19 protein-coding genes and 1 tRNA gene are annotated in these 20,265 nt (G+C 67.6%); 12 read left to right on the forward strand and 8 right to left on the reverse strand.

Annotated elements, in window-relative coordinates:
• Positions 1–12: 12 nt before the first annotated feature.
• Positions 13–621 (reverse strand): heme-binding beta-barrel domain-containing protein, encoded by a 609-nt coding sequence (locus E3T23_RS04000; protein ID WP_134369119.1) that lies wholly within the window; start codon positions 619–621, stop codon positions 13–15.
• 206 nt (positions 622–827) lie between these two features.
• Positions 828–1,091, reverse strand: a complete 264-nt coding sequence (locus E3T23_RS04005; protein ID WP_166806191.1) for a hypothetical protein — start codon at positions 1,089–1,091, stop codon at positions 828–830.
• 72 nt (positions 1,092–1,163) lie between these two features.
• On the opposite strand from E3T23_RS04005, the gene E3T23_RS04010 reads away from it, so the two are divergent.
• The 8 genes from E3T23_RS04010 to pstB all read left to right on the forward strand — a co-directional run bounded on the left by E3T23_RS04010 (position 1,164) and on the right by pstB (position 10,179).
• Complete coding sequence (locus tag E3T23_RS04010) at positions 1,164–1,856, forward strand: winged helix-turn-helix transcriptional regulator (RefSeq protein ID WP_174843835.1); 693 nt, start codon at positions 1,164–1,166, stop codon at positions 1,854–1,856.
• On the forward strand, positions 1,831–2,739 hold the full coding sequence (gene mshD / locus E3T23_RS04015; protein ID WP_206750236.1) for a mycothiol synthase: 909 nt from the start codon (positions 1,831–1,833) through the stop codon (positions 2,737–2,739). Before E3T23_RS04010 ends, mshD begins: the two co-directional genes overlap by 26 nt.
• 56 nt (positions 2,740–2,795) lie before the next feature.
• Entirely contained in the window at positions 2,796–4,970 is a 2,175-nt protein-coding gene (locus E3T23_RS04020) for an RNA degradosome polyphosphate kinase (protein WP_134369123.1), read from the forward strand.
• A complete protein-coding gene (locus E3T23_RS04025; protein ID WP_134369124.1) occupies positions 4,967–5,905 on the forward strand; it encodes an NUDIX hydrolase in 939 nt (312 codons plus the stop codon). The genes E3T23_RS04020 and E3T23_RS04025 overlap by 4 nt, the downstream gene beginning before the upstream one ends.
• 174 nt (positions 5,906–6,079) lie before the next feature.
• A complete protein-coding gene (pstS, locus tag E3T23_RS04030; protein ID WP_134369125.1) occupies positions 6,080–7,168 on the forward strand; it encodes a phosphate ABC transporter substrate-binding protein PstS in 1,089 nt (362 codons plus the stop codon).
• A 144-nt stretch (positions 7,169–7,312) separates the two neighbouring features.
• On the forward strand, positions 7,313–8,257 hold the full coding sequence (gene pstC, locus E3T23_RS04035; RefSeq protein WP_134369126.1) for a phosphate ABC transporter permease subunit PstC: 945 nt from the start codon (positions 7,313–7,315) through the stop codon (positions 8,255–8,257).
• On the forward strand, positions 8,257–9,357 hold the full coding sequence (gene pstA / locus E3T23_RS04040; RefSeq protein WP_134369127.1) for a phosphate ABC transporter permease PstA: 1,101 nt from the start codon (positions 8,257–8,259) through the stop codon (positions 9,355–9,357). Before pstC ends, pstA begins: the two co-directional genes overlap by 1 nt.
• Before the next feature lie 42 nt (positions 9,358–9,399).
• Positions 9,400–10,179 (forward strand): phosphate ABC transporter ATP-binding protein PstB, encoded by a 780-nt coding sequence (gene pstB, locus E3T23_RS04045; RefSeq protein ID WP_134369128.1) that lies wholly within the window; start codon positions 9,400–9,402, stop codon positions 10,177–10,179.
• Positions 10,180–10,219: 40 nt separating this feature from the next.
• Here the strand turns inward: pstB and E3T23_RS04050 are convergent, their stop codons facing one another.
• The 4 genes from E3T23_RS04050 to E3T23_RS04065 form a co-directional block, all read right to left on the reverse strand.
• Entirely contained in the window at positions 10,220–11,122 is a 903-nt protein-coding gene (locus E3T23_RS04050) for an aminodeoxychorismate lyase (protein WP_134369129.1), read from the reverse strand.
• 33 nt (positions 11,123–11,155) lie between these two features.
• Positions 11,156–12,145 (reverse strand): anti-sigma factor, encoded by a 990-nt coding sequence (locus tag E3T23_RS04055; RefSeq protein WP_134369130.1) that lies wholly within the window; start codon positions 12,143–12,145, stop codon positions 11,156–11,158.
• Positions 12,142–12,726: an ECF RNA polymerase sigma factor SigK gene (gene sigK / locus E3T23_RS04060; RefSeq protein ID WP_241977591.1), complete on the reverse strand. Its 585-nt coding sequence runs from the start codon at positions 12,724–12,726 to the stop codon at positions 12,142–12,144. Before sigK ends, E3T23_RS04055 begins: the two co-directional genes overlap by 4 nt.
• 253 nt (positions 12,727–12,979) lie before the next feature.
• Positions 12,980–13,609: a DNA-directed RNA polymerase subunit beta gene (locus E3T23_RS04065; RefSeq protein ID WP_134369131.1), complete on the reverse strand. Its 630-nt coding sequence runs from the start codon at positions 13,607–13,609 to the stop codon at positions 12,980–12,982.
• Positions 13,610–13,727: 118 nt separating this feature from the next.
• Here E3T23_RS04065 and E3T23_RS04070 point away from each other — a divergent pair.
• A tRNA-Lys gene (locus E3T23_RS04070) sits at positions 13,728–13,800 on the forward strand.
• Positions 13,801–13,989: 189 nt separating this feature from the next.
• Positions 13,990–14,421 carry a GlgC family sugar phosphate nucleotidyltransferase gene (locus tag E3T23_RS04075; protein WP_166806196.1) on the forward strand — a complete coding sequence of 144 codons (432 nt, stop codon included), beginning with the start codon at positions 13,990–13,992 and terminating at the stop codon, positions 14,419–14,421.
• Positions 14,422–14,925: 504 nt separating this feature from the next.
• Here the strand turns inward: E3T23_RS04075 and E3T23_RS04080 are convergent.
• Positions 14,926–16,281, reverse strand: coding sequence for a DUF445 domain-containing protein (locus tag E3T23_RS04080; protein WP_134369133.1), 1,356 nt, complete (start codon positions 16,279–16,281; stop codon positions 14,926–14,928).
• 134 nt (positions 16,282–16,415) lie between these two features.
• Positions 16,416–18,332: a primary-amine oxidase gene (locus E3T23_RS04085; protein ID WP_134369134.1), complete on the reverse strand. Its 1,917-nt coding sequence runs from the start codon at positions 18,330–18,332 to the stop codon at positions 16,416–16,418.
• A 140-nt stretch (positions 18,333–18,472) separates the two neighbouring features.
• Between E3T23_RS04085 and E3T23_RS04090 the strand changes: the two genes are divergently transcribed.
• Together E3T23_RS04090 and E3T23_RS04095 are read left to right on the forward strand one after the other, a co-directional pair.
• On the forward strand, positions 18,473–19,069 hold the full coding sequence (locus E3T23_RS04090; protein WP_134369135.1) for a TetR/AcrR family transcriptional regulator: 597 nt from the start codon (positions 18,473–18,475) through the stop codon (positions 19,067–19,069).
• Between the two features lie 147 nt (positions 19,070–19,216).
• Positions 19,217–20,179 carry an AraC-like ligand-binding domain-containing protein gene (locus tag E3T23_RS04095; RefSeq protein WP_134369170.1) on the forward strand — a complete coding sequence of 321 codons (963 nt, stop codon included), beginning with the start codon at positions 19,217–19,219 and terminating at the stop codon, positions 20,177–20,179.
• The last annotated feature ends 86 nt before the right edge of the window (positions 20,180–20,265 follow it).

Raw genomic sequence — 20,265 nt, forward strand, 5'->3', positions numbered from 1 at the left:
GTGGCGCCCGGTTCATTCGACGCGCGCGAGGCGGCCGGACGCATGGGTGCGCAGGCTCTGGCCGAGGGCGGCGATGTCCCAGGCCCAGAGCAGATGGCTGTCGACCAGACCATAGAGCCTCGTCGCGGCCGAGTAGGGTTTAGCACCCTGGGTGCGCATCACGGCATCCGTCGCCAGATCGATGCGCGGGCCCTTGACCTGGCCGAGGTAGATTTCCGCGACCCCGCCGGGGTGAACCAGGGTCACGTCGATGTCGAAGCCGTCGTCGGCGTTGCGGAGGGTTTCGACCGCCGCTGCGGTGACGAACGGATGCTCCCCCTCGGCCGGCAGCAGACCCGGACCCGGATCACCGATCCCCTGGGCGCGGCTCAGCCGCCAGTACCCGGTTTCCGTCATCAGCGGCGTCTTCTCACCGCCGGCGGAGTCGGGCTCGAGCCAGGTGTAGGAGCTGTAATTCAGGTGCGGCAGGCCGTCGTGGCTGAAGCTCAGCCGGTGCCCGAACTCGCGGCTGACCGACTCATCGCCGATCTGGTAGTCGATGACTCCCGAACCTTCCCACACCCCGAGGAGCCACGCCAGTGGCACGAGTTCGGAGGGGAGTTGAGTGGGGAGCTCAAACATCGAGGACTACCGCTGCCCCCGGTACAGCTTGAACAGAACGATGCCGGACACCCAGGCGATCGACAGGCTCGCCAGCGCGAGCAGCCCCAGGAAGAAGATTTCGATAGCGAGGATAGACATGTCCCATACTCTAGCCCGCTCGCAGGCGATAACCCCCCGGACCGTCCGATCAGAGCCAGGCAAGTCGGCGCAGAGCCGGTGCGGGGTCAGACGAGCCCGGTCAGAGCGAAGATTCCGGTGGCGGCGGCGAGCACGGTCACGGCCCCGACGAGACTAATCGTGACGCGGTCCACATAACCTTCTTTGCGGCCGGTCGCAAGCTGGACGCACAGGGTCCCGATCGTGCAACCGGCGAAGGCGAGGCTGATCCAGACCAGATGTTGGCCGGGCAAGGACAGCCATCCGGTCAGCACGGCGCACACGAGCGCGAACAACCACACGACGACGACGCTCTTCCACTGCCAGCTCACCCTCTCATTCTGCCCTGCTCGGGACCCTTTCCGCGGCAGGCTAGGATTGGCACCGATCCTTGGAGGGTGCGCGTGGCCCAGTTGTTGATCCTGACCTCGGCGGACAACAGTGACGTTCTACCCGCCCTCGCCCTGCTGTCACACGGCACGCACGTCATCCCCGCACAGCCGGACCGGCTGGTGACCGCGCCCGACGCTGACCTCCTGCTCGTGGACGCCCGCTCCGATTTGATGGCGGCCAAGTTGCTCTGCCAGATTCTGCGCAGCACGGGAAGCACCGTTCCGCTGCTCCTCGTGCTCACGGAGGGTGGCCTGGCCGCGGTGAGTCCGGACTGGGGCGTCGACGATGTCATCCTCGAGACGGCCGGGCCGGCCGAGGTGGATGCCCGCATCCGTCTCGCCGCCGGGCGCGTGCCGCGCCCGGAGGAATCCGCCACCATCCGCGCCGCCGGGGTCATCATCGACGAGGACAGCTACTCCGCCAAGGTGCACGGCCGACCGCTCGACCTCACCTACAAGGAATTCGAGCTCCTGCGCTTCCTGACCGCGCACCCGTCGCGGGTCTTCACCCGGGAGCAGCTGCTCAGCGAGGTCTGGGGCTACGACTACTTCGGCGGCACCCGCACGGTGGACGTGCACGTGCGGCGGCTGCGGGCCAAACTCGGCGACCAGGAATCCCTGATCGGCACCGTGCGCAACGTCGGTTACCGGTTCAATGTGCAGGAACAGGACGGTGCCCGTGGAATTCATCCGGTTCGCGCCTGATCTGACGGATGCCGCCTTCGCGGCCGAGTTCCACCGGATCAGAGCCGCCGCCACCCGGGCCGACGGCTACCCACCCTTCAACGAGCAGTCCCTCTTCGATGCGGCAGCGGGTCACCGCTCCCCGTTCCTGGTCGCGGACGGGGACGTCGTCGTGGGCGCGGGCATCCTCGGTGCCGGTGAACTCGACCTCGTCGTCGCCCCGACAAGGCGCCGGCTCGGACACGGCGCGGCCGCCCTGGCCTCTCTCCTGGCCGACGCGTCCGGGGAGCTTCGCATCTGGTCGCACGGCGATCACCCCGCCGCCCGGGAGCTCGCCGACCGGTTCGGGTTCACGGCCGAGCGCACCCTGCTGCAGCTACGTCTGGACCTGGCGGGGGCGACGGCGATCGGCGTCCCGGCCGAGCCCCAAGACCCGGCGCGCGCCGGCATCCGTGCCGACATTGAGATCGGCGCTTTCCGGCCAGGGCAGGACGACGCGGAGTGGGTGGCGCTCAACGCGCTGGTGTTCGCCGCGCACCCGGAGCAGGGGGCGCTCACCGCGGGGGATCTGACCGCACGCCTGGCCGAACCCTGGTTCGCAGCCGACGACTTCCTGGTGGCCCGTGACGCCGGCGACGGCCGGATGATCGGTTACAACTGGCTGAAGGTCGAGACGGGCTCCCCGGTGGGTGAGATCTACGTCGTCGGTGTTCACCCGGATGCCGCCGGTCGCGGCGTCGGCCGACGGCTCATGCTGGCCGGGCTCGACCGCCTCCGCGAGCGCGGCTGCGTAACCGCGGACCTGTACGTGGAGGCCGACAGTACGGCCGCGGTGGACCTGTACCGTTCGCTCGGTTTCACCGAGCGAACCATCGATGTGCAGTACCGCCGACGACCGCGTTGACCAGTGTTCATCTCAGATCGTCGCATTCGCGCGGTCGGCAGTGTCAAGATGGTCAAATGGACGGCGATAACATTCAGACCGACTCGGGCCTGGGCAACGACTTTGACGATGATTTCGATCCCCTGATCGGCGAGAACGATCCGGCGCTCCCCACCGAGCGCTACCTCGACCGGGAGCTGAGCTGGCTGGCCTTCAACCAGCGGGTGCTCGAGCTCGCGGAGGATCCCGATCTGCCGGTCCTCGAACGGGCGAACTTCCTGGCCATCTTCGCCAGCAACCTCGATGAGTTCTTCATGGTGCGGGTCGCCGGCCTGAAGCGACGCATCCTCACCGGGCTGGCCGTACCGACAAACATCGGGCGCGCCCCGCAGGACGCCCTCTCCGATATCTCCACCACCGCCCACGTTCTGCAGGACCGGCACGCCCACGCCTTCCAAGACCTCGTCAGCCCGGCCCTGGCCGAAGCCGGGATCGACATCGTCAACTGGGACACTCTGGACGAAGCCGACCGCCGTTCCCTGCGGGACTACTTCTCGAACCAGATCTTCCCGGTGCTGATGCCGCTCGCGGTCGACCCGGTGCATCCGTTCCCCTACATTTCCGGGCTCTCACTCAACCTCGCGGTCCGGGTGCGCAATCCGAAGACCGGCAAGCAGGAATTCGCCCGGCTCAAAGTACCCACCATGCTCCCCCGCTTCGTGCGCGTGGATCGCCGCGAGAAGGCCGACAGTGTGCGTTTCATCACGCTCGAGGACCTGATCGCGAATCACCTCGGGGATCTCTTCCCGGGCATGGACATCCTCGAGCACCACATTTTCCGCGTCACCCGTAACGAAGACGTCGAGATCGAAGAGGACGAGACCGAGAACCTGATCAAGGCCCTCGAGAAGGAACTGCTGCGCCGCCGGTTCGGCCCGCCCATCCGGCTCGAGATCACCGAGGACATGGACGAGGTCACCCTCGGCCTGCTCGTGCGCGAACTGGACGTCACCGACCAGGAGGTGTACCGGCTGCCGGCGCCGCTCGACCTGGGCGGGCTGTTCGACCTGCGGATCGACCGTCCGGACCTGCGCTACGTGAAGCACGTGCCGACGACGGCCGTGCAGCTGCTGGCACCGGAACCGAACGCGCAACCGGACATTTTCAGCGCCATCTCACGCCAGGACATCCTGCTGCACCACCCGTACGAGTCGTTCGCGACCAGTGTGCAGGCGTTTCTGGAGCAGGCCGCGGCCGACCCGGATGTGCTCGCCATCAAGCAGACCCTGTACCGCACCTCCGGCGACAGCCCCATCGTCGAGGCACTCATCGCGGCCGCCGAGTCGGGCAAGCAGGTGCTCGCCCTGGTGGAGATCAAGGCCCGCTTCGACGAGCAGGCCAACATCACCTGGGCCCGCAAGCTGGAGAAGGCCGGCGTGCACGTGGTCTACGGTCTCGTGGGCCTGAAGACGCACTGCAAGCTGGCCCTCGTGGTGCGAAACGAAAACGGCGTGCTGCGCCACTACAGCCACATCGGCACCGGCAACTACAACCCCAAGACCAGCCGGCTCTACGAAGACCTCGGGCTGCTCACGGCGGACCCGCAGGTCGGCAAGGACCTCACCCGTCTGTTCAACGAGCTCTCCGGCTACGCGATCGAGAAGAAGTTCAAGCGCCTGCTGGTGGCGCCGCTGCACCTGCGCCGCGGCCTGCTGAAAAGCATTGCGGCGGAGACCGCGGCCGCCCAGGCCGGAAAGCCGTCGGGCATCCGGATCAAGGTGAACTCCATGGTCGACGAGGCCATCATCGACGCGCTCTACCGGGCCAGCCAGGCCCGCGTGCCGATCGAGATCTGGGTGCGCGGCATCTGCAGCCTGAAGCCCGGCGTCCCCGGGATGAGCGAGACCATCAAGGTGCGCTCGATTCTCGGACGGTACCTGGAGCACTCCCGGATCTTCTCGTTCCACACCAATGGCGACCCGCAGGTCTACATCGGCAGCGCCGACATGATGCACCGCAACCTCGACCGCCGGGTCGAGGCGCTGGTGCGCCTCGTCGACCCTGACCACCTCGCCGAAATCGACGCCCTCTTCACCCGGGCCATGGACGACCGCACCTCATCGTGGTGGCTGGACAGCTCGGGCGAATGGACGCGCCACCACCAGGACGCCTCCGGCCACCCGCTCGACGACATGCAGGACCGGCTCATGCAGCAGATCACCCACCGCAAGCGCCCGACGGGCCGCCGATGAGTGAGCCCGCCGTCTACGCCGCGGGCGCCGTTTGCTGGCGCCTGATCGACGGCAAGATCCACGTTCTCCTGATCCACCGCACCGTGTACGGCGACGTGACCATCCCCAAGGGGAAGGTCGACCCGGGCGAGACCCTGCCGCAGACGGCCGTGCGCGAGATCGAGGAGGAGACCGGCCTGGCCGTGGCCCTCGGCGTGCCGCTGGGCGTCTCCGCCTATTCGCTGCTCAACGGCCGCGAGAAGATCGTGCACTACTGGGCCGCGGAAATCTCGGCCGAGGCCATCCAGCACTCGACCTTCGTGCCCAACGGCGAGGTCGCGGCGATCGAGTGGGTCACCATCAAGAAGGCCCGCAGCTATCTCAGCTACACGCCCGACGTGGACATCATCGATGCGTTCGCGAAGCTCGTCGACATGGGGGTCACCCGCACCTTCGCCCTGATCGCGCTTCGCCACGGCAAGGCCGTGCAACCCGGCCAGTGGTCGGGCCCGGACTTCAGCCGCCCACTGACCGAGCGCGGAGTCCAGCAGGCCGCCGCGATCGTGCCCACGATCACCGCCTGGCAGCCCCAGCGGATCGTGTCGAGCACGGCCACCCGCTGCGTGACCACCGTGGCCCCGCTCGCGGCGGCCACCGGCATCCAGATCAAGCGCACCGACCGCTACAGCCAGGATGCGTTCGAACAGGGTCTGGCGGATGTCCGTTCCGGCATCGGCAAGCGGGTGCGGTCGCGCAAGACCGCCGTGATCTGCAGCCACGGGCCGGTTCTCCCCGAGATCCTGCACGAGATCGCCCTGGCCACGGGGAGCACCCACGGTGCGTACATCTCCGACGCGGCGGCCCTCGAAACGGGGTCTTTCTCGGTGGTGCACCTGTCCGCCGACAATCCGAGCGCGGGGATCGTCGCCATCGAGACTCATTCACCTGCCTACTGACCAGGCATTTCACTGAGTCACCGGCTGCTTGTCCTGCCCTGCCCCGCCGCGTTCACCCGCCGTTAACCTTTTCGCAGGGGTGTCGTTAACCCGGCGGAATATGGTCATCCCGAGGCCAGCACCGGCCTCGAACTTGCAGTCACTTTTCTGAAAAAACCCTCGAAAGGGATCTCTGTGAATTTCACGCGTTTTGGCCGACCCGCGGTCATCGCCGTCGTCGCCGCTCTTGCTCTGTCTTCCTGCGCCGCGAATGAAGGCGCCGCACCGGAGTCCGACTCCGCCAGCGCCCTCACCGGCACGATCAACGCCGGCGGCGCCTCCTCCCAGGGCTCAGCCCAGGAAGCCTGGATCGCCGCCTTCCAGACTTCGAACCCCGACGTCACCATCAACTACGACCCGTCCGGTTCCGGCGCGGGTCGCGAGGCGTTCATCGCCGGTGGTCTGGACTTCGCCGGCTCCGACTCCTACCTGAGCGATGAAGAACTCGCCGGCACCTTTGCTTCCTGCGCAGCGGACACCACCGCGGTAGACCTGCCCACGTACATTTCCCCGATCGCCGTGATCTTCAACGTCGAAGGGGTCGACGAGCTCAACGTCGACGCCGACACGCTGGCCAAGATCTTCGCCGGCACCATCACCACCTGGAACGACCCGGCCCTCGTCGCGCTGAACGAGGGCGTCTCGCTCCCGTCGACCGCGATCACCGCCGTGCACCGCTCGGATGACTCGGGTACCACGAAGAACTTCGCGGACTACCTCGGCCAGAACGCCCCGGCCGTGTGGACCGAGAAGGCCTCCGACACGTTCCCGTTCCAGACCGGTGAGGGCGCCCAGGGCACCTCGGGTGTCGTCGACGCCGTCACCAACGGCGTGGGCACCATCGGCTACGCCGACGCATCGCGTGCCGGCGACCTCGGGGTCGCCAAGCTCAAGGTCGGTGACGAGTTCGTCGCCTACACCGCCGAAGCCGCCGCCGCCGTCGTCGACGGTTCGCCCATGGTCGAGGGCCGCGAAGCCAACGACCTCGCGTTCGACCTCAACCGCACGACCACCAACCCGGAAGAGTACCCGCTCGTTCTGGTCAGCTACGCGGTCGTCTGCACCGAGTACGCCGACGCCGCCCAGGCTGAGCTCGTCAAGGCCTACGTCGGCTACATGGCCAGCGCCGAGGGACAGGCCGAGGCTGAGGCATCCGCCGGCGCCGCACCGATGACGACCGAACTGCAGGACAAGGTCGCAGCGGTTCTCGAGACCGTCAAGTAACACCCGCTCCACCGCTTCTCCGCTGCCCGATCCGGTGCTCGCTTAGTCTGCGAGCACCGGGTCGGGCAGACTGGGGTTCGTGGCCTGTGACATGAACCTCTCCTTCCCCGCTTTCACCCTCACCCTCCCAGGGAGATTTACGGCATGACGACCGCAGTCGAGCGCCCCACGCTCAAGGCCAAGGAACGCCCCGGCGACCGCATCTTCTCCACCAGCACGATCGTGTCCGGCAGCCTTATCCTGGCCATCCTCGCCGCCGTCGCCGCGTTCCTGCTCGTGCAGAGTCTGCCGGCCTTCGTGGCCGATCCGGAGGAGTTCAAGGGTGACGCCACCAACTTCTGGCAGTACGTCGGACCGCTCGCCTTCGGCACGCTCTGGTCGGCCTTCCTCGCCCTCCTCATGGCCGTGCCCATCGCCATCGGCATCGCGCTCTTCATCTCGCACTACGCCCCCCGCAAGCTCGCGCAGGGTCTGGGCTACCTGATCGACCTGCTGGCCGCAGTGCCGTCCGTGGTCTTCGGGCTGTGGGGCATCGGCGTGCTCGCCCCGCTCGTGCAGCCGTTCTACACGAACCTGGTCGAGTGGTTCGGCTGGTTCCCGCTCTTCGCCGGCCCGGTCTCCGGCACCGGGCGCACCACGCTCACCGTCGCCATCGTGCTCGCCGTGATGGTGCTGCCGATCATCACCGCGCTGTCCCGGGAGATCTTCCTGCAGACCCCCGTGCTCTACGAGGAGGCGTCGCTGGCGCTCGGCGCTACCCGCTGGGAAATGATCACCATGGCCGTGCTGCCCTTCGGCCGCGCCGGCATCATCTCCGCCTCGATGCTCGGCCTCGGCCGCGCCCTGGGCGAGACCATGGCCGTCGCCATGGTGCTCTCACCGAGCCGGGACGTCATCTTCCAGCTGTTGACCTCGCAGAACCCCACCACGATCGCCGCGAACATCGCCCTTAACTTTCCGGAGGCGAACGGCGTCGGCGTCAACATCCTGCTCGCGACAGGCCTGATCCTCTTCGTCATCACTCTCGTGGTGAACATGATCGCCCGCGTCATCATCAACCGCCGTAAGGCATTCTCCGGAGCGAACTGATGAGCCTGACGAGAACGACCGCACCCACGGCCGCGCCGCTGACGAACTCCCTCACCGCGGGCAAGCTCCCCCGGCACTCCCCACTCATCGTGCTGCTGGCCAGCTGGCTGGTCACCGGAGCGTTCTTCTTCGTGCTCATGCTCTCCGGGGCCGCCGAGGGATTCAACATCGTCGGAACGCTCTTCTTCGGTACCGTCGTCTACTGCGTCGCCATCTTCCTCCTCTCGTATTACGTCGAGGGTGTGCGCAAAGCCAAGGACCGCCTGGTCACCGCCCTCGTCACCGTGGCCTTCGTGGTGGCACTGCTGCCGCTCTTCTCCCTCGTGTTCACGACCCTGGTCAACGGGCTTCCGGCGTTCCTCACGCCGAGCTTCTTCACCCAGTCCCAGCGCAACGTCGTGGGCGAGGGCGGCGGTGCCCTGCACGCGGTCATCGGAACGCTCCTGATCACCGGTGTGGCCACGCTCATCTCGGTTCCGATCGGCCTGCTGAGTGCGATCTACCTCACCGAGTACGGCCGTGGCCGGCTCGCCCGGGCGATCACATTCTTCGTCGACGTCATGACCGGGATCCCGTCGATCGTGGCGGGACTGTTCGCCTTCGCCCTGTTCTCACTTCTGTTCAACGACCCCGGCATCCGCTTCGGGTTCGGCGGCGCCATCGCGCTCACGGTTCTGATGATCCCGGTCGTCGTCCGCTCCAGCGAGGAAATGCTCAAGCTCGTTCCCAACGAGCTGCGCGAGGCGGCGTACGCCCTGGGTGTGCCGAAATGGCTGACCATCCTCAAGGTGGTGCTGCCGACATCCCTCGCCGGGATCGTGACCGGGATCATGATCTCGATCTCCCGAGTGATCGGGGAGACGGCCCCGTTGCTGATCATCTCCGGGTTCACGGCGAGCATGAACTACGATCTGTTCAACGAGCGCATGATGACCCTGCCCGTGTTCGTCTACACCCAGTACGCCAATCAGGGCGCGGACACCCAGGCGTACCTCGACCGTGCCTGGGCCGGTGCCCTGACGCTCATCCTGATCGTGATGCTGCTGAACCTCGGCGCGCGCGTCATCGCCAGAATCTTCTCCCCCAAGCTCGGCCGCTAGGCTCCACCTCCCGGCCTTCGGCCGTCCGAACCAAAGGAATGCATGTCCAAGCGCATTGAAGTCAACGACCTCAACGTCTACTACAGCAAGTTTCTCGCTGTCGAGGAGGTGTCGTTGGTGATCGAGCCTCGCACTGTGACGGCCCTGATCGGGCCCAGCGGCTGCGGCAAGTCCACGTTCCTGCGCACGCTGAACCGCATGCATGAGGTCATCCCCGGGGCGTACGTCACGGGCGAGGTTCTCATCGACGGCAACAATCTCTACGGCCCGGGCGTCGACCCGGTGCTGGTGCGCCGGCAGGTGGGCATGGTGTTCCAGCGCCCGAACCCGTTCCCGACCATGTCGATCGGCGACAATGTCCTGGCCGGCGTGAAGCTCAACAACCGCCGGATGGCCAAGTCCGATGCGGACGACCTGATCGAGAAGTCGCTGATGGGTGCGAACCTCTGGAACGAGGTCAAGGACCGCCTCGACAAGCCCGGCTCGAGCCTCTCCGGCGGGCAGCAGCAGCGTCTCTGCATCGCGCGTGCGATCGCTGTGCAGCCGGACGTCATCCTGATGGACGAACCCTGCTCAGCCCTCGACCCGATCTCGACCCTGGCGATCGAGGATCTGATCGAGGAGATGAAGGCCGACTACACGATTGTGATCGTCACCCACAACATGCAGCAGGCATCCCGGGTCTCGGACCGCACCGGGTTCTTCAACATCGCCGGCACCGGCAAGCCCGGCAAGCTGATCGAGTACGACGACACGACCACGATGTTCTCCAACCCGAGCGTGCAGGCCACCGAGGACTACGTCTCCGGCCGCTTCGGCTAGAGTTCAGCGCCCTGCTGGGGCGAGGCGCTGCCGCGGAACGTCAGGTGGTGCGGGCGAGCAGGGCGGCGTTGAGGGCGCGGGTGCGCTCGAGATCGACGGGCAGCGGCCTGCCGTCGAGTTCGGTCACGCTCACGGCCATACGAAGGCTGGAGAGCAGCCAGACGGCATCCGCCGCCCGCAGCTCGTCGACGCGCACGTCACGGTACTCCGTGTGCTCCCCGGCCGCCCGCAGGTGCTCGAATGCGCTCTGCTGGGTGGTGCCGTGCAGGATGGCCCTGCTCGGGACGGGAGAGACGTAGACGCCGCCCGTGCGGAGCATCACGGTCGAGGTGGGGCCCTCGAGCACGAAGTCGTCGTGGGTGAGGAAGATGGCGTCGTCGGCGCCGCGGCGACGGGCTTCCCTCAGTGCGGCCATATTGACCGCGTAGCTGAGCGTCTTCGCGCCCATCAGAAGCCACGGCGCCTGATCGGCGACCCCGTGCGGGTAGCCACGGTCCAGGGTGACAGCTCGGATGCCGCCCTCGCGGACAGGGCCGAAGTCAGGCGCGGCGGTCGCGTGCAGCCAGGCCGTGGGTGCCGGGCCCGACTCGACGCCGCGGCTGTAGACGAGCTTCAGCACGATTTCGCCCTCATCCGGGACACGGTCGACCACGTGCGCGATCGCGGCCTGCCATTGGGTGGTGTTCGGCTCGGGCAGCTCGCAGATCGCGGCCGAGGTTCCCAGCCGGGCGAGGTGCGGGCCGACCGCCTGCGGGCGGCCGCCGATAACCCCGAGGGTCTCAAAGACGCCGTCGCCCCGCTGGGCGCTGAGCTCCCCCACGCGCAGCGCCGGGGCGCCGGGGTCCACCTCGTGGAAGGTGCCGCCGAAGGCCGTCTGCGGTGAATCCGCAGGGACCGGGTCGATGAGCAGGGTGAAGGGCAGCGTCCTCGGCCGAACAGTCATCCTTCGAGCCTAGAGGATCGGGCCGGGAACCGGTCAGGAACTCTGGATGGCGAGGATCGGGTCGCTGGTCGGCTGCTTCGAGCCGCCCTTGGGCTCGACCGTGACGCCGATCGTGTCGCCGGCGGTGAGGCTACCGTCGAGCACGCGCCACACGGTCCCGGAACCGGACGAGTCGAAGGTTCCGGCCGAAACCGCGCCCGAGCCGCCGATGTACCAGAGCTGGTAGTCCTGGTCGGACGACAGGGCCGGCAGGTCGTCGACCAGGAGCGCGGACAGGCCGCGCTCCTCGGACCAGACCAGGGTGGCCTCCTGACCGTCGGCGGTCGTCGCCGAGGCCCGTTGCGTGTCGGAGGCCGCCGTGATCTGCACCAGGCCGGCGGCCTGCTCCTGCGCGAACTGGTCCGACTCCAACGACTGTCCGACGAACGTCCCCCCCGCGAACAGGGCGACGGCTGCCGCGGCCGCCGCGAGCACGCTGGCGGGACGCTGGAACCAGCGCACCCGGGCGCGTTCGGCGGCGGTGCGTTCGGGGGCGGCGCGCTCGGGTGCCGTACCTGGGTTCGGTGCCGGATCGTTGGGCGGCGCGGGAGCATCCGTCGCCTCCGGCCACGACCGGGACGACTCGAGCTGCGGAGCCGGAGCGAGCCGGGGGGCTGCGGGCTCCTCGGATGCGGTGCCCGCTGCGGTTGCTGCTGCTGTGGCCGGCGGAGCGGCCGGTGCGGCGGCCGGTGCGGTCTGATCGCCCGGCAGGGGCGCGAGCTGCGGCGTGGAGGCGAGCCTGGCCATCAGGGAAGCCTTGAGCGCGGCCGGGGGCTGTACGGGGGCGACGGCAAGGCCCAGCGCCACCGCGGTGTCACTCAGCTCGGCGGCCTCGATGCGGGCCTGCTCGGACGCTGCGAGGTGTTCCTCATAGTCGGCGGCGTCCTCCTCGCCCAGAGCGTGGAGGGCGTAAGCACCGGCCAGCTCGCCCGGGTTCTCCCCGGCGGTGTTGCGGGTTTCGTCATCCCGGGTGTTGTCGCTCATGACGCCACTCCCAGTTCATCGCGCAGGCGGATCATTCCGTCGCGCAGCCTCGTTTTCACGGTTCCGAGAGGGATCTGCAACCGCTCGGCGACTTCACTCTGACTGAGGCCACCGTAGTAGGCGAGGCTGATCGCCTGGCGTTGCAATTCCGTCAATCTGGCCATCGCCTTCTCCACCCTCTCGTGCTCGATTCGTACTCCGACTGTCTCGGCCACCTCGTCGTAGGCCACCGCAAGATCACGGATACCGATTTTGATGTCCCGGTCGCGGCTGGCCTGCGACGACCGAATCCGGTCGATCGCACGGCGGTGCGCCATGGTCAGGATCCAGGTCGAAGCCCCACCACGCTGGGCCTCGTACCTCGTCGCCGTCTGCCAGATCTCCAGGAAAATCTCCTGGGTCACTTCTTCCGACTGCGAGGGGTCGACCAACAGGCGTCGGACGAGGCCGAGGACTCGGGGCGCCATCCGGTCATACAAATCCCCGAATGCTCCTTCGTCTCCCTGCGCCACCCGGCCCAGAAGTTCCTCCTGGGAAGCAGGAACGATCGACTCTCGGTCGACGTCGAATTCAGCACTCATGAGAACAAGCATCTCAGGTCTTGTCCACGTCCATGACTCATGGTTCGGCGCAGAGCCCGGATCGGATTGGTAGAGCACGAAAAGCCGAGGAAGAGTGTGGAGGCCGGACCGCAGAACGCCTCTCGGCGCGAGGCCGCTCAAAGCGGCGAATATTGGAGCCCGGGGTTACTGCGGCCCGACCAGAGTCCAGTGTAAACGACACGGATGCGGTTCGCGCACCGGCCCGGCCGACTCACGGCCGGTCCCGGTTCGGTCAGTCCAGGGAATCGCTGCGCCAGAGCCGGGCGCAGGAGCTGAACTCCTGGGCGGTGGTGGAGAACCGGAGGGCGCGGGTGGTCAGCTCACTGGACCGGAGCGGTTCCGTCATCTCCAGGTCGTCCGCGACGCTGGTGCACCCGACGGAGGTGACCCGGCAGAACGCCGCCGCACGGTCGAGCGCCACGGCGAAGTCGCCGGTGAAGATTCCGCGCAGGATCTGGTCGGCCAGAACGATGATCTCGGCCGTGCCCGTGGGCACGGCGGCACCGGCGATGACCGGGTCGATCGCCACGGTGACCTCGGTTCCGCGCTGGTACAGGAACGCCGTACCCTCGGGATCCTGGCGGATGAGCAACCGCACCAGGTAGATCCGCCAGAGCGCCCCGGGCAGGCTCCGCGGGGTCGCCCGCGACCACAGTTCGGCCACCGCGTCGACGCCGTTCTCGTCGGTGTAGGCCACGAGCCGCTCGACGATGTCGGGGTCGGGGTCGCTGCGCACGCGAGCCAGGAGCGCGTGCGCGGTCTCGTGCGCCACCCGGCTGATCGACGCCGGGTCCTCGCCGCCCTGGAAGGACTCGAATTTGCTGCCCGAGAACTGGGTCGGCTTGTGGAAATTCTCGGCCATCGCGTCCTCCTGGTTTCGTCGCTCGTGTTCGCTGTGGGCACATCCGTCTTCTGCAGAAGACCCTCTCCCACGGTACCTAGAAAAACGGATCCGGAATCCCCTGTACATTATTAACCGCGGGCCTCTAGCTCAGTTGGTAGAGCAAAGGACTTTTAATCCTTGGGTCGTCGGTTCGAGCCCGACGGGGCCCACTCTCAGAAGAAGTGTCGGCGCATGCCCGGGGCCGTGATGCACGCGTCACGCCCCCGGGCCGCCCGACCGCTGTTCCAGACTCCCGGCGCACACCCAGCGTTGATTCGGGCGCCGTTCGGGTAGCTGCTCCATACTTCACTGACGTGTTGCCGTCATGCCCGATGCCGGCGACAGCAGAAGGAGGCCCCGTGGGCAGAGTGAATGAAGAAGTCGAAATCGAGGCCGGGATCGTCACCCGATACCGGCGTCACCCGAACGGGCACGGGCTGGTCTCCCCCGGCGCGCGCGTCCACCCCGCGGCGTTCGTGTCCCGAACCGCCTACGTGGAGAGTGGCGCACGGGTCGGGGCGGAAGCCTGGATCGGCCCCGGCAGCTGGATCGACCAGGACGCAATCGTCGGGTCGCACGTGTTCATCGGCCAGAGCGTGCACGTGGGCGCGGACTCGGTCGTCGGCAGCGCTGCCCGGCTCGGCAGCTATGTGCGGATCGGTCGGCAGGCCCGGATCGACTCCGGAGCGGTCGTCGAACGCGACCGGCGCGTTCCGGAAAACGCTGTGATCGGCGCGGCTCCGCGCCTGTCGCCGGGAGCGGCACCCGCCGGGCTCGGCCACGGCGCCTGAACGCGCGGACGCTACTCGGCGGTGACGGGGATCGCGCGTTCTCGCTGCACCATCAGCGCCAGCTCGCGCAGCAGCACGACGTCGACGATTTCTTGCCGACCGGGGCTTCGAATCAAACACGCAGAGCGCGCCGATGAACTCGCCGGACGGTGACTCGATCGGGAATCCGGCGTAGAACCTGGCGCTGCGCCTCCCTCGTCCTCGCCTGGTGGTCGGTGGGAACCGGTTCGGTGTCCTGGGTCGCAATCCGGTTCGCGTCCAGGAGCGGAGCCATCCGGGACGCCAGGCCGTCGGCCCAGTGCGCATACGATTCGGTGGATCGGAACCGTCCCTCCGGCGGTGGTGGCGGCGCACTGGAGGGCACGAAGATGACCCCGTCGCGGCTCTCAGCGGTGACCCGCTCCATGACCCGGTTCAGTTGCCGGGCGTGGTTGTCCGCCACAGTTCCGAGGGCGGAAGGTATCCCCCATTCGGGGCGCGGCCCGGTGTCGCGGCCCCGACTCGCTACGCCAGGCCCACAACGGCCTGGGCGAGCGCGAAAATGACCAGTCCGGCCAGAGCGCCCACCACGGTTCCATTGATGCGGATGAATTGGAGGTCTTTGCCGATCTGCAGCTCGATTTTCTCGGCAGTCTCGGCCGCATCCCACCGCCCGACGGTTTCGGTGATCACCCCGGCGATCTCATGCCGGTACCGGCGCACGACGTAGCTCGCGCTGTCGGCCAACCACCGGTCGATGCGGGCGCCGAGGGCGGGGTCGGTGCGCAGGCGCCCGCCGACCTCCATGACGGACGAGCGGATGCCCGTGCGCAGGCCGCTCGCCGGATCGCTCAGCGCCGCCGCCAGGGACACCTTGACCGCCTCCCACGTCTCGCTCGCGAATTCGCGCAGCCGGGCGCTATCGAGCAGTTCCAGCTTGAGCGCCTCGACCCGCTCGATCATCGCCGGCTCGTGCTGCAGGTCTTCGGTCACCTCGACCAGGTAGCGGTCGATCGCCAGGCGGAGCGGATGTGCGACATCGGCCCTCACATCGGCCACAAAGGCGAGCACCTCCCGGTGCGCCTTGTCGTCGACCAGCTTGTCGACGAAGCCGGGCAGCCAGCCCGGCAGCCGCTGGGACACGGCCCGCCCGAAGGCCTCCGGATGCACCAGCAGCCAGCCCTCGGCCCGTTCGAGCAGCAGGTCGACGGCAGCGTGCTGCTGCCCGGACTCGACCAGCCGCGCCCCGACGCGCCCGATCGGCGGGCCCCACTCCGGCTTCAACAGGTTCTCCCGCGCCACGGTCTCGATCAGGTCCTTGATCGCGTCGTCGCTGAGCAGATTGAGCAGCCCGGCGCCCGCCACCGCGACCTCGTCGGTGAGCCGGCGCGCGTTCTCCTCCTCGGAGAGCCAGACGCCGAGCCGCCGGGACGCCCCCAGCGACTCGAGTTTGCCGCGGATGACCGTTTCGGAGAGGAAGTTCGTTTCGACGAACTCGCCCAGGCTCGCACCGATCTCGTCCTTGCGGCTGGCGATGATGTTCGTGTGCGGGATGCGCAGGCCGAGCGGGTAGCGGAACAGGGCCGTCACGGCGAACCAGTCGGCGATGGCGCCGACCATGCCGCCCTCGGCCGCGGCGCGCACATATTGCAGCCACGGGTAGGTCTCCTGCAGGGCGAACGAGGCCGCGAACACCACCGCCATCAGGAGCAGCAATCCGATCGCGAGGCGTTTCATGCGAATCAGGGCCGTCAGGCGCACGGCGTCCTGCGGGCTCAGCGGCGCCCGGGCGCCGGTTGCGGCCCGTGCTCGGGCCCGTGCTCGGGCCCGAGCTCCGCGGGAAACGGTTTCGGTCAGGTTCTGCCTCAGCTTCTCGGCCATCCTCCCAGACTGCCCGATCGGGGCCGGGGAGGGAAACTGCGGCAAGTGTCGCTCCGGCGGACAACTGTTGCCGGCGGCGCGGCAACAGTTGTCCGTCTGGGGAACAGGTGCACGGTTGGGGGCCGTCCGTGCTCTCAGCAGTCGCAGTGGCCCTCCGGGGCGGGCGTCGACGCGGGCACATCGAGCACGGGGCTGCGGTCGAAGAACCCATCGGGCTTCAGCTTGAAGCCGGCGGTGTCGACGGGCATGATCGGCCAGTCCTCGATGCGCGGATAGTGGGTGAGGCCGAACGTGTGCCAGAGCACGATGTCCTGGCCGTCGATGTCACGGTCGGCTTCGATGTAGGCCGGCAGGCCGGCGCCACCCGCGTGCTGGTTGACGAAGTCGCCGGTCGGGTAGCGCTCGTCCTCCGCGTACCGGGTCACCCACAGGTCTTTGGTTGCGAAGGTCGCCCGTCGGGCCACGGACGAGTTCTCGTCGGCCAGCAGAGTCGGCTGCCCTTCCGGGTAGAGCTTGTAGCCGACCGGTTCACCGAGTCGGTTGAGCACGTTCGGGTTGGACACGAGCCAGGTGCGCCCGCTCCGCATGTCGGCCTCGCGAACCCCCTCGGACTCACGGGACAGGAGCGTGCGCCGGCGGGTGAACGCGTTCCCGCGCTCGTTGCCGGGCCCCATCGGGACGCGCACGGCCTCCTCCTCCTCGACCCGGTTGGTGTTGCCGTCGAGGGCCATGTCCAGTCGGGCGCTGAACAGGTGCTGGTGGAACGGTGCGCCCAGGCCCGGGGCCAGCTCCGAAGCATACGGGTAACCCTTGCCGGGATAGGCGCTGGTGAATACGACGCCGGTGGCCTTGGCCTCGAACTCGATCGTGCCGTCGAGGTAGAGGTACCAGTAGAAGCCGTAGTCGTAGTTGCCCACGGTGGTGAAGAAGGAGATCACGAGCCGGCGGTTGCGGCGGGTGTACTCGATGCCCGACCAGAGGTCACTGTGCTTGGCGAGGATGCTCCAGTCCTCCTCGTGCATGCAGATGCCGTTTTTGATCGTGCGCGGGTTGCCGAAGCCGTCCGTGATGGCCGGGCTGAGGTAGGTGATCTCGCCGAGGCAGTCGCAACCGAGTTCGAGCGAGTTCGCATACTGGCCGACCAGGTACTCGCCCGTGTCGAAGTAGTTCTGCCAGGACCGGACGGGCGCGGGGTCGCCGTAGGGCACGACCATCTCCGCGATCGACGCCCGGTTGATGATGGAACGTCGGGTGCCCTTGTCGTCGAAGCCGATGTTGTGCAGCACGACCCCCTCGCGCACGTCGAAGCCCACGTCCAGGCTCCATTTCTCCCACTCGACGTGGTTGCCGCCGGACACGGTGAAGCTCGGTCCCTCCGGCTGGGTGATCTCGATCGGCTTGAGGGTCTCGCGCAGCGGCCCGGTCAGCGTGGGATCGGTGTAATTACCGTGCTCGGCGGGGATCGGCACGACGCCGAAGTCGATCACCTGGTCGACGGTCTTGCTGACGATGTCGACATAGGCGACCAGACCGTCGATGGGGTGCGCCCACGCGCTGTCCTCCGGAAAATTTTGCACGAAGGCGAGGCCGCGCAGGATGCGACGCCCCTTCTCCTCCGGGTATTCGAAGACGCCCGCGGACAGCGGCGCCACCCGCACGTCGGCCACGTCGAGGCCGCGATCGGTCAGGGCCTTCAACCAGCGCTCATCGTGCGTGAGGAGCTCTTCCACCGCGGCGAATTCCTCCTCGAGCACGGGCAGCTCACCCGTCTCCGCGGTGTCGAGCACGACCACGGACTCGACCGTCTTTCGAGTCGCGGACACGGTGACGTCCCGGGGTGCGGTGCAACCTGACACGTCGTGCAGGAAGACCCGGAACCGCCGGTCGGGCTCCCCCGTGACGCCGCGGGGCGGGTCGAGCAAACCGAGATAGGCCACCCGGGTGCTCTCCCCGAGCAAACCGGCATCGGCCAGAAGACTGCGCACCGAGAGAATCTCCTCCGCCGACGCGAGGGCGTAAGCGGCGGTGGCTGCGAGCGAAACGGAGGTCATGGTTTCCCTTTCCGAGGGCTACAGGCGGCCGGACAAGAAGCATCCATCCGAACTCTTTTTTCTATAGTTGTAGAACCATAGGCGGTCACTAAGCTCGCTGGCAAGGCTTTTATTTCGCCGGATTTCACCGGGAGGGCAGCATGCCGAAGGTTGTCGATCACGACCAGCGCCGAGTCGAACTCGTCGAGGCGACCTGGCGGATCATCGCCCGCCACGGCATTGAGGGTGCCACCATGCGTGACATCGCCGCCGAGGCTGGCTTCGCCAACGGCGCCCTGAAACCATATTTCTCCACCAAGGACGACCTACTGACCTTTGCGTTCAGCCACGTCTTCGGCCAGACCAGCCGGCGCATGATCGACGCCACGGTGGGCCGGTCAGGGCTGAGTGCGCTCCGGGCCTATTGCCTCGAGATCCTCCCGCTCGACGACAACCGGATCAGCGAGGCACGCATCGTCATCCCGTTCTGGCAGAAGGCCCTGACGGATGCCGCCAAGGCCGAGCTGCACGCCTCGGCCATGCTGCACTGGCGCGACATCATCGTCGAGCAGCTGCGGGAGGGCCGGGCCGCCGGCGAACTCCGCACCGGCGCGCCGGACGAGGACATCGCGGGGCTGCTGATGAACCTGGTCCTGGGCGCCCAGATCACGGCCGTGCTCTCCCCGGCCGAGAACTCCCCGGACCAGCTCGTCGCCCAACTGGATGCGGCACTTCGGTTGATCAGCACGGGAGAGTGACCCGCCGGCATCCGCCCGGCCCCGAATCTCCGGCCCTGAATCTTTTTTCGACAACTGTGGAAAAATAGTGACAGGAACTCCGATCTTCGGCTAAGTTGCAGGAAATATGTGTGTCCGATCACGTCGGCAAAGGAGCCACCCGTGACCATGGCGACCGTCCACGCCCCCTCCGCTGTTTCCCTCAACCCCGTGACGCGCGCCCAGGCGGACACCTTCGCCGAGTGGCGCACCCTGGTCTCGGACTCTTTCGTGCCGCTCGAGGTCCGCTCCGACGCGTCCGAATTCCGGGGCGTCCTGCGCTCGCGGGTGCTCGACGAGCTCTCCATCGTCGAGGTCACGGCCAACGGCCACCAGGTGCTGCGCACCCCCGCGCTGATCGCGCGCTCCGAGCGACGCTACTTCAAGCTGAATCTGCAGCTCTCCGGGCACGGCATCCTGATCCAGGACAACCGCGAAGCGACCCTGCGGCCCGGCGACCTCGCCGTCTACGACACTCACCGGCCGTACACCCTGGCCTTCGAGCGGGACTTCCGGACCCTGGTGCTGATGTTCCCGCACGAAGCACTCGACCTGCCGGCGGACTCCGTCGGCCAGCTCACCGCTCGCCGGATGGCGGGGGACGAGGGGCTGGGCCGCCTGATCAGCCCATTCATGGCCCAACTGGCCGAGAATCTCGACGCGCTGTCGGGCACCACCGGCCACCGTCTGGCCTACAACGCCGTCGACCTGATCGCCACGATGTTCGAGAGTGAACTGAGCATCCGGCGCAATCCGACCCCCGGCACGCACGCGGAGCTGCTCACCAGCATCCGTCACTACATTGAAGCCGAACTCGGTGACCCCGAACTCTCCCCCGCCGGCATCGCCGCCGCGCACTTCATCTCGACCCGCCAGCTGCACAAGGTATTCCACGAGGCCGACACGACGGTCTCCAGCTGGATCCGCATGCGCCGGCTCGAACGCTGCCGGCGTGACCTGCGCGACCCCATCCTCGGAGACCGCTCCGTGGGCACCGTCGCCGCACGCTGGGGATTCCTGGATGCCGCGCACTTCAGCCGCATTTTCCGCACCGCATTCGGCGAGCCGCCCAGCACCTACCGGCGGGGCTGAACGTCGTCGGTAGCCATGAGCCGTCCCGCTCCGGCAAGTTCCGTTCGTTGAAAGACAAGTTCCGGACCAGGCATTCGGCGAGAGTC

Source organism: Cryobacterium cheniae, assembly GCF_004403395.1.
Taxonomy (GTDB): Bacteria; Actinomycetota; Actinomycetes; order Actinomycetales; family Microbacteriaceae; genus Cryobacterium; species Cryobacterium cheniae.